This is a genomic window from Arthrobacter sp. TB 26, assembly GCF_000427315.1.
Lineage (GTDB): Bacteria > Actinomycetota > Actinomycetes > Actinomycetales > Micrococcaceae > Arthrobacter.
Window position 1 is genome coordinate 1 of sequence record NZ_AUPJ01000232.1, and the last position, 7718, is coordinate 7718.

Here is a 7718-nt window from a genome sequence, read left to right on the forward strand (position 1 = left end):
GCGGACGAGTCATTTTCAAGACACCGCAAGCGCGGGTCGGATATACCCTGAGTCACACGCCGTTCTCCGGGACCAGCCTGCCAGCCGGCCTCTGGCCGGCACGTGACCATTACAGATGTACCCGCTGGTCACGGATCTTGCCGCCGACGGTGTTCCCGTGGCGGTGACCTGCAGGGTGTTGGGATTCAGCAAGCAAGGCTACTACCGGTGGAAGGCCAGTCCAGTGACGGAACGGGACTGGGTTGACGCGCATCTGGTCAACGCTGCACTGGATATCCACGACGACGATCCTGCGTTCGGGTACCGTTTCATCGCCGACGAACTCCCCGAGAAGGGCATCACGGCGGGCGAGAACAGAGTGCAGCGTCTGTGCCGGGACAACGGCATCTGGTCCGTGTTCTCCAAGAAGCGTGGCCTGAACCGGAAGCCGGGACCACCGGTTCATGGTGACCTGGTGGAGCGGGACTTCACCGCGGCGGCGCCGAACGAACTGTGGCTGACCGACATCACCGAGCACCCCACCGCTGAGGGGAAGCTCTACCTCTGCGCGGTGAAGGACGTCTATTCCGGCAGGATCGTCGGGTACTCGATGGACTCGCGGATGAAATCCTCGCTGGCCGTCGCCGCGCTGGAGAACGCCGTGCGGGCACGCCGCCCGGAAAAGACCGTGGTGCACTCGGACCGCGGGTCCCAGTTCCGGTCCCGCCGCTTCGTTGAATCACTCCGCCACCACGGACTCACAGGATCGATGGGAAGGGTCGGCGCGTGCGCGGACAACGCCGCCATGGAATCCTTCTTCTCGCTGCTGCAGAAGAACGTCCTGGACCGTCAGCGGTGGACCACGAGGCAACAACTGCGGCTGGCCATCACGACCTGGATCGAGAGAACCTACCACCGCCGGAGACGGCAAAGACGGCTAGGAAAACTCACGCCAATCGAATATGAAACAATCAACCGGACCGCGCTCACAGCGGCCTAAGACCCCGAGTCAACAAAAGCCGGGGCAGTCCCCCGGGTAATCCAGAAGGGATAATTTCGACTAGAGTAGGGCTCATGTCTGACAGCGTGCCGTCCATCCTCGCAATCGGCAGTTGTCGAATCTTTCGCCCTTTGCGTAGATTGCACGAGCACGGAGCCATCAATCTAGTCAACTACAGCGAGCATCAGTGGTTCACCCACACGGCAGCGGCGGCCCGTCAGTTTGTTGATGTCCTAGATGGGACGACCCACATACCGGAAGCACTCAGGCGCGCGGCCCTGGAGGCGGACGTCGTGTTTCCCAGCGACATGCGATCCGTAGCAGCTCTGCGAGCCGATGCAGTCGTGGTGGAAGTTAGTTCTTTGAAGCAACATCGAATAGGCGGCATTGAACTCAACGCCCACAAGGTGTATGGCATAGCGGTAGAGTCCGGCCTTGATTACCGTCCCATCGTCCAAGGCCTCACGAGCGAGCTGCCTAAAGACCACCTTCTGAAGTCCATGCAGGTCGTCTACACTACCCAAGGCGAACTAGCTTCGGACTTATTGTCGATTCGCGACCGGATGGCTTGTCCGGTCATGACGGTGAATCACCTGTACTCGGAGATGCGGGATGGAACGCCCGCTCCAGATCGAGTTCGGCTAACTGAGGCACTGCGACAGGTAGAGGCCGAGCACGACATCTTCATGCACGACACACAACCCGCGATTGTCGAGTATGGCGTTGACGCTGCCCTGCAAGATCAGAACCACTATCGCACCAACTTTGAAGCCGTGGTCGGAGCCCATCTCCTAGGTTCGATTCGAAACCTGATGGACGCCCAGTCGTCTCTCTGGAGTTGACGTCCAAGCTGCCCTTGGCCCCTGCGGAGAGTGAGCCTGGGAGATTCTCACTCTGACACTGCGGAGCCGGCACCCTTGAACTATTGACGTTCGTTCAGCGGCCAAAACTGGAAGTCGTCCCATTCCACGAAGCGGGATTCTGGATAGTTTTCGCGAATTGAAGACTCGTAGACGCTTTGGGACTTTGGGTAAATACCAGGCAGAAGAGTTACATCCTTACCCAGAAGGCAACCTGCGATTGCAATGTGTAGACGGTCGGAGACTACACGCTCAAAACGGTTTATGATCTCAAAGAGCGGTAGAACTGAACTGAATGCGTCTCCGAGTAAACTCATGTCGACTGAGAATTCAAAGTTCCTCGCTTGAGTCGACCGCTCGCGGTCGACTCTGAGCGCTACCACGCGCGGCAGCATTGTAGATTCTTGAGGCACACTAAGGTCCAAGAAGAACGCCATGTCGTGACAAAATTTAGCTTCCGGAAGCCGCCTGTTACTGATTTCTAAGTCGCGCGCAAAGTACGTAACGTTGTCTCCAGTACCAACTATCGGCTCCAAGTCATATGTAGTGGGCAAGACAATAACTTGGGAAACCTTCAGTGAGATTTCACGAACAAAGGATCTCGTAGAAGACCAAATCTCGCACCAACCACCGCCGCCGCCGACAAGGATCAGAGCGTCTAAAATTCCTTGTTCATGAGATTCCGGCAATATTTTCAAGAGTTCAGACCTTTGCAATACCGTATGATTGCAATCAATAGAATCGAGAAACTGAAATGTTCCGGCATTAATTAGAGCATCGCCCCAATTTCCAGGCGAGGGAATAAAATAGACTATTCGGTTTTGCGCTAATTGCACTATTGAATCAGCTAGCGACTGGAACTCCGGGGCCGTTCTCATGTTTTTCATAGACTATTCCCAGCATCGAATCAAATGCAAAATGGTGGTGACTTTGGTTGTCAAGGGTCAATGTTCTGTCCCAAGGATACCGCACCAACGAGGACCGTATTTGCGTGGCGATGTAGCGACGGGCGCATCCACCTTTCAGAACCGGAGTTACTGAAAACTGATTGAGATTGCACGATAGGACGCCTCCCAAGAACCATTATCGAGTTCGTGCTGCCACATCGCAGGTGTCTCAGGCTCTCCATCGAGCGCCAATCATTCGCTCAGTTTAATCAGTACCAACAGCTGAGTGGCTTCTGGCCTCGGGCGGGTTCGCAGACCGCCAATTGTGGACTACGACATCCATGCGAGGCAGGTTCGCCACTAACTAATCAAGGTGCGTAGCCAGCAGCTCCAGCAGGGAACCGACCTCGCGGCCTGCAAAGCCCGGGGCCGGTTCCCTGCCGCGGTTCAGCCAGACACCCAGGAGGCCGGCCGCCGTCGAGCCGTCAGCGTCCAGAAGCCGGTTGTCCCCCACATAGAGCGTCTCGCCGGCACCGGTGCCCAGACGGCGGACGCCCTCCAGGTAAATGGCCGGATCCGGCTTTGCCGCACCCACGGTGTCCGTGCCCACCAGAATGCTGATGCGTTCCAGGCCGGCAGCGTCCAGCTTGACCCGCTGATAGTCGTGGACGTTGTTGCTCACGGCGCCGTAGGGGATGCCGGCGGCATCCAGCGCGTCCAGGATCGGGATGACATCGTCGAAGGCACGGATGTAGCCGTGCTGCCGGCTGGCGTAGGAGCTGACCCAGTGGTGGGCCTGCTCCCCCTCCTCCAGCTCGACGCCGAAGTGCCCCAGGGCCGCCCGGCCGCGGAGGAGCCGCTGCTCGTTGAAGGTCAGCTCCCCCGCCAGGTACCGGTCGTAGAAATGCGTGGTCTCGCGGGTGAAGATCCGCCCGAACTTCTCCCACCCGGCCGGGTCCAGGGCGGGCAGGAGGTGTTCGCTGGCGTCGCGGAGGGCTGCCGTCATGGCGAATTCGAGGTCCACGAGGGTGTCGTCGATGTCGAAAAGTACACCGCGGATGTCGTCCAGGCCGGCGGCCAGGGCTGCGGTCCGGGCGCGGGTGATTGCCTCGGGCGAGCTCATCATCAGCCGCGGAAAGCGCGCAGCCGGGCCAGGGACGAGTCCTTGCCCAGGATCACCATGGATTCGAACAGCGGCGGGGAGATCCGGCGGCCGGAGATGGCCGTGCGGACGGGACCGAAAGCCAGCCGCGGCTTGACCCCGAGGCCCTCCACGAGGGCTTCCTTGAGGGCCGCCTGAATGCTCTCGGCGGTCCAGTCGGCCAGCGGTTCCAGGGCGGCCAGGGCGGCGTCGAGCACCTCGGTGAGGTTCTCCGGCAGCCCCTTGCGGGCGTCGTCCGCGACGTCGATGGCGTCGTCGTTCTTGAACAGGAAGGCGAGCATCTCGGGGGCCTCTCCCAGCAGCGAGATGCGCTCCTGGATCAGCGGGGCCGCCTCGGCGAGGATCTCCTCCTGGCGTGCAGTGAGGCTCTCCCCCACGAACCCGGCGGTGCGCAGGTACGGGACGAGCCGGCCGCGGAAGTCCTCGGCGTCGAGCATCCGGATGTGCGTGCCGTTGATGGCCTCGGCCTTCTTGATGTCGAAGCGGGCCGGGTTGGCCAGGACGTCGTTGACGTCGAAGTGCTCGATCAGCTGCTCCACCGTGAAGATGTCCTCGTCGGCGGAAAGGCTCCAGCCGAGCAGCGACAGGTAGTTGAGCAGGCCCTCGGGGATGAAGCCGCGGTCCCGGAGCAGGAACAGGTTGGACTGCGGGTCGCGCTTGGACAGCTTCTTGTTGCCCTCGCCCATGACGTAGGGCAGGTGGCCGAAGACCGGCAGGTAGCTCGCGACGCCGATGTCCATCAGCGCGCGGATAAGCACCACCTGGCGGGGTGTGGACGAGAGGAGGTCCTCGCCGCGGAGTACGTGGGTGATGCCCATCAGCGCGTCGTCGACGGGGTTGACCAGTGTGTACAGCGGCGAGCCGTCGGCGCGGACGATCACGTAGTCCGGGATGCTTCCGGCTTTGAAGGTGATGTCGCCGCGGACCATGTCGGTGAAGGTGACGTCCTCGTCCGGCATCCTTACGCGGAGCACGGGCTGGCGGCCCTCGGCCTTGAACGCGGCCAGCTGCTCTGCGGAGAGTTCGCGGTCGAAGTTGTCGTAGCCGAGTTTGGGGTCGCGGCCGGCGGCGCGGTGGCGGGCCTCGACCTCCTCCGGCGAGGAGTAGCACTCGTAGGCGTAGCCGGCGTCGATCAGCTTGGCGACGACGTCCTTGTACAGGTCCAGGCGCTGTGACTGGCGGTAGGGTTCGTGCGGGCCGCCGACCTCCACGCCTTCCTCCCAGGTGATGCCGAGCCATTTGAGGGCCTCGAGCAGCTGCTGGTAGCTCTCCTCCGAGTCGCGCGCAGCATCCGTGTCCTCGATGCGGAACACGAAGGTGCCCTTGGTGTGCCGGGCGTGGGCCCAGTTGAACAGGGCCGTGCGGATCAGGCCGACGTGCGGGGTGCCGGTGGGCGACGGGCAGAACCGGACGCGGACCGGGGTGTCGGCGGTGACTTCGCTGGTCACACTGGGGGCGGAGCTGGAGACGGCGTCGTGCGCGGAGGGAGTAGTCATAGTGGTACCAACATTACCAACCCCGGTCATCGCCGGACGCCCGCGGTTTCCGCTGCGGAAACGGACAGCCGCACCGTGGGTCGACGGTGCGGCTGTCCGAAATCGGTTCTTGGGGTGCGGACCGGGCTACCGCCGGACGACGGGGTTGGAGAGGCGGCCGATGCCTTCGATCTCGACCTCGAAGCGGTCGCCGGCCTGGACGAGTCCGACGCCGGCCGGGGTGCCGGTCATGATGACGTCGCCGGGCAGCAGGGTGAAGGCCTGCGAGACGATGGAGACGAGTTCGCGGACGCCGCGGATCATCTGGCTGGTGCTCCCGTCCTGGCGCAGTTCGCCGTTGAGGCGGCCCTGGATCTGCAGGTCTTCGGTGTTCAGTTCTGTCTCGATCCACGGGCCGAGCGGCGCGGAGGTGTCGAAGCCCTTGGCCCGGGCCCACTGCAGGTCCGTCTTCTGGACGTCGCGGGCGGTGAGGTCGTTGCCGCAGGTGTAGCCGAAGATGACGTCGTCGACGCGTTCCTCGGGGACGTCCTTGCAGATCCGGCCGATCACGACGCAGAGCTCGGCTTCGAAGGACACTTCCTCGGAGAACTCCGGCAGGACAATCGGATCGTTGGGCCCGATCACGGACGTGTTGGGCTTCAGGAAGAGCAGCGGCTGCTTGGGGACCTCGTTGCCGAGTTCCTGGGCGTGCTCCACGAAGTTGCGGCCGACGCCGATGACCTTGCTGCGCGGGATGATGGGGGCCAGCAGGCGCACGTCCTCCAGCTTGTGCCGGACGGCGGTTCGTTCCACGCCGTGGAAGAAGGGGTCACCGTTGATGACAGTGACTTCCTCACTGCCGGGCTCACCTTCAACAATGCCGTAGAGGGGATCAGAATCGACTACAAACCGGGCGATACGCATGGCTCCAAGCGTACCGTCTCCGGCGGGTGGGCCCGACTTCGTGGCGGACAGGGCAGCACGTGCCGGCCCCCAACTGACTCGCAGTAGGGGCCGTTTTGAGGGCTGAAAACGGCCTCATCTGCCAGCTACATGGGATTTAGGGGGTGCCGCTGTCGAGGCGCAGGTAATGCAGCTGGGCGGCCACGGAGAGTTCCGCCGCAGGGCGCACCGCGGGATCGACGGCGGCGTAGACGGCGTCGGCGACCTCGGCCACCCCGGCCCCGGCTCCCAGGTTCTCGAGGGCGGAGCGGATTTGCCCGAGACGGTCCTCGCGGTGGTCCCGGTAGGCGCGGACGATCGTGTCCAGGGCGGGAAGCATCGGCCCGTGGGCCGGCAGGACGGTCGCGGGGCCCAGGCGTTCCAGCAGGTCCAGCGAGGCGAGGTAGTCGCCCAGGGTGCCGTCAGGGTAGTCCAGGACCGTGGTCCCGAGCCCCAGGATCGTGTCGCCGGTGAGGACCGAGCCGCGGACGCCGTCGTGCGGCAGGTGGAAACAGACCGAGTCCGAGGTGTGGCCCGGCGTCGCCAGAACCCTGATCTCGGCCCCGGCGGCGTGGATGACTTCGCCGTCCGCCAGCGGGCTTCCGCCGTGGCAGTGGGCGGGATCCTTGGCGCGCACGGGTGCTCCGGTCAGTTCGGCGAACCGGGCGGCGGCGGCGGTGTGGTCGGCGTGCCGGTGCGTGATCAGGATGAGCTCGACGGCGCCGGCCCCGGCCAGTTCCTGCAGGTGCGGCTCATCCAGTGGGCCGGGATCCACCACGACGGTGCCGGCCGCTCCGGGGGCGGAAATCACATAGGAGTTGGTCCCATGCAGGCTCATCGGCCCCGGGTTGGGGGCAAGCCTGAAACGGGTCAGCTCTGTGCTGCGCACCATGGCGCGAGGGTCGTCCGGGATCACAACTCCATCTTCCCACCGAACCGGCGGCCATACGAGCGGCCGTCACACGAGCAGCAGCATCGCAATGACCGCCGGCAGGAGTGCTTCTGCGATAGCACTCGCCCATAGCCGCCGCTCGGACAGCACCAGGATAATGCCCAGCAGCACGTGGCCGAGGCTCGTGAAGAGCAGCAGCACCCGCCCCGCAGCCGGCTCCGCCCCTGTCAGCATGAGGGCACCAACGATCGCGCCCACTCCCCAGATCATGTTGTAGAACCCCAGGTTGAACGTCCACATCCGCACGGCGTCCACGTCCTGCGGCTTGATCAGGAACAGCCGGTGGAGGCGCTGGTCCCGGAAGAAGAAGGACTCGAGGATCCCGACGAGGATCAGCACAATCCCGAACACCACTCCCAGAACCTGAATGAGTCCCGTCATGCGCAATATTGTGCCCCGGTGTCCGAGCAATGGCCAGTGACTTTCGGCCGGCCGCAACAGCCCACTAACGACGGCGGCGG

Annotated in this window: 7 protein-coding genes and 1 pseudogene; 2 read left to right on the forward strand and 6 right to left on the reverse strand. The window is 63.3% G+C overall.

Features of this window, described 5'->3' with window-relative positions; genetic code table 11:
- Positions 1 to 106 precede the first annotated feature (106 nt).
- Both K789_RS0108270 and K789_RS0108275 read left to right on the forward strand, forming a co-directional pair.
- Positions 107 to 979, forward strand: a pseudogene (locus K789_RS0108270) (IS3 family transposase); the annotation flags it as partial.
- A gap of 74 nt (positions 980 to 1053) precedes the next feature.
- Positions 1054 to 1821 carry a hypothetical protein gene (locus tag K789_RS0108275; RefSeq protein WP_024366348.1) on the forward strand — a complete coding sequence of 256 codons (768 nt, stop codon included), beginning with the start codon at positions 1054 to 1056 and terminating at the stop codon, positions 1819 to 1821.
- Between the two features lie 80 nt (positions 1822 to 1901).
- On the opposite strand, the gene K789_RS25070 is transcribed toward K789_RS0108275, so the two are convergent.
- From K789_RS25070 to K789_RS0108300, 6 genes are all read right to left on the reverse strand, one after another.
- Positions 1902 to 2726, reverse strand: coding sequence for a polysaccharide pyruvyl transferase family protein (locus K789_RS25070; RefSeq protein ID WP_128081585.1), 825 nt, complete (start codon positions 2724 to 2726; stop codon positions 1902 to 1904).
- A 364-nt stretch (positions 2727 to 3090) separates the two neighbouring features.
- Complete coding sequence (locus tag K789_RS0108280; RefSeq protein WP_024366349.1) at positions 3091 to 3849, reverse strand: HAD family hydrolase; 759 nt, start codon at positions 3847 to 3849, stop codon at positions 3091 to 3093.
- A gap of 2 nt (positions 3850 to 3851) precedes the next feature.
- Positions 3852 to 5384: a glutamate--tRNA ligase gene (gene gltX / locus K789_RS0108285; protein WP_024366350.1), complete on the reverse strand. Its 1533-nt coding sequence runs from the start codon at positions 5382 to 5384 to the stop codon at positions 3852 to 3854.
- Positions 5385 to 5510: 126 nt separating this feature from the next.
- A complete protein-coding gene (locus K789_RS0108290; RefSeq protein WP_024366351.1) occupies positions 5511 to 6287 on the reverse strand; it encodes a fumarylacetoacetate hydrolase family protein in 777 nt (258 codons plus the stop codon).
- Positions 6288 to 6423: 136 nt separating this feature from the next.
- Positions 6424 to 7197, reverse strand: coding sequence for an MBL fold metallo-hydrolase (locus K789_RS0108295; protein ID WP_029704762.1), 774 nt, complete (start codon positions 7195 to 7197; stop codon positions 6424 to 6426).
- A 66-nt stretch (positions 7198 to 7263) separates the two neighbouring features.
- Positions 7264 to 7638, reverse strand: a complete 375-nt coding sequence (locus K789_RS0108300; RefSeq protein WP_024366353.1) for a DUF1304 family protein — start codon at positions 7636 to 7638, stop codon at positions 7264 to 7266.
- Positions 7639 to 7718: the final 80 nt, after the last annotated feature.

Excerpts from the sequence above, each read along its gene's own strand:
- K789_RS0108275 (WP_024366348.1), top strand. The coding sequence starts at position 1,054 with ATGTCTGACAGCGTGCCGTCCATCCTCGCAATCGGCAGTTGTCGAATC.
- K789_RS25070 (WP_128081585.1), bottom strand. The coding sequence starts at position 2,726 with ATGAAAAACATGAGAACGGCCCCGGAGTTCCAGTCGCTAGCTGATTCA.
- K789_RS0108280 (WP_024366349.1), bottom strand. The coding sequence starts at position 3,849 with ATGAGCTCGCCCGAGGCAATCACCCGCGCCCGGACCGCAGCCCTGGCC.
- gltX (WP_024366350.1), bottom strand. The coding sequence starts at position 5,384 with ATGACTACTCCCTCCGCGCACGACGCCGTCTCCAGCTCCGCCCCCAGT.
- K789_RS0108290 (WP_024366351.1), bottom strand. The coding sequence starts at position 6,287 with ATGCGTATCGCCCGGTTTGTAGTCGATTCTGATCCCCTCTACGGCATT.
- K789_RS0108295 (WP_029704762.1), bottom strand. The coding sequence starts at position 7,197 with ATGGTGCGCAGCACAGAGCTGACCCGTTTCAGGCTTGCCCCCAACCCG.
- K789_RS0108300 (WP_024366353.1), bottom strand. The coding sequence starts at position 7,638 with ATGACGGGACTCATTCAGGTTCTGGGAGTGGTGTTCGGGATTGTGCTG.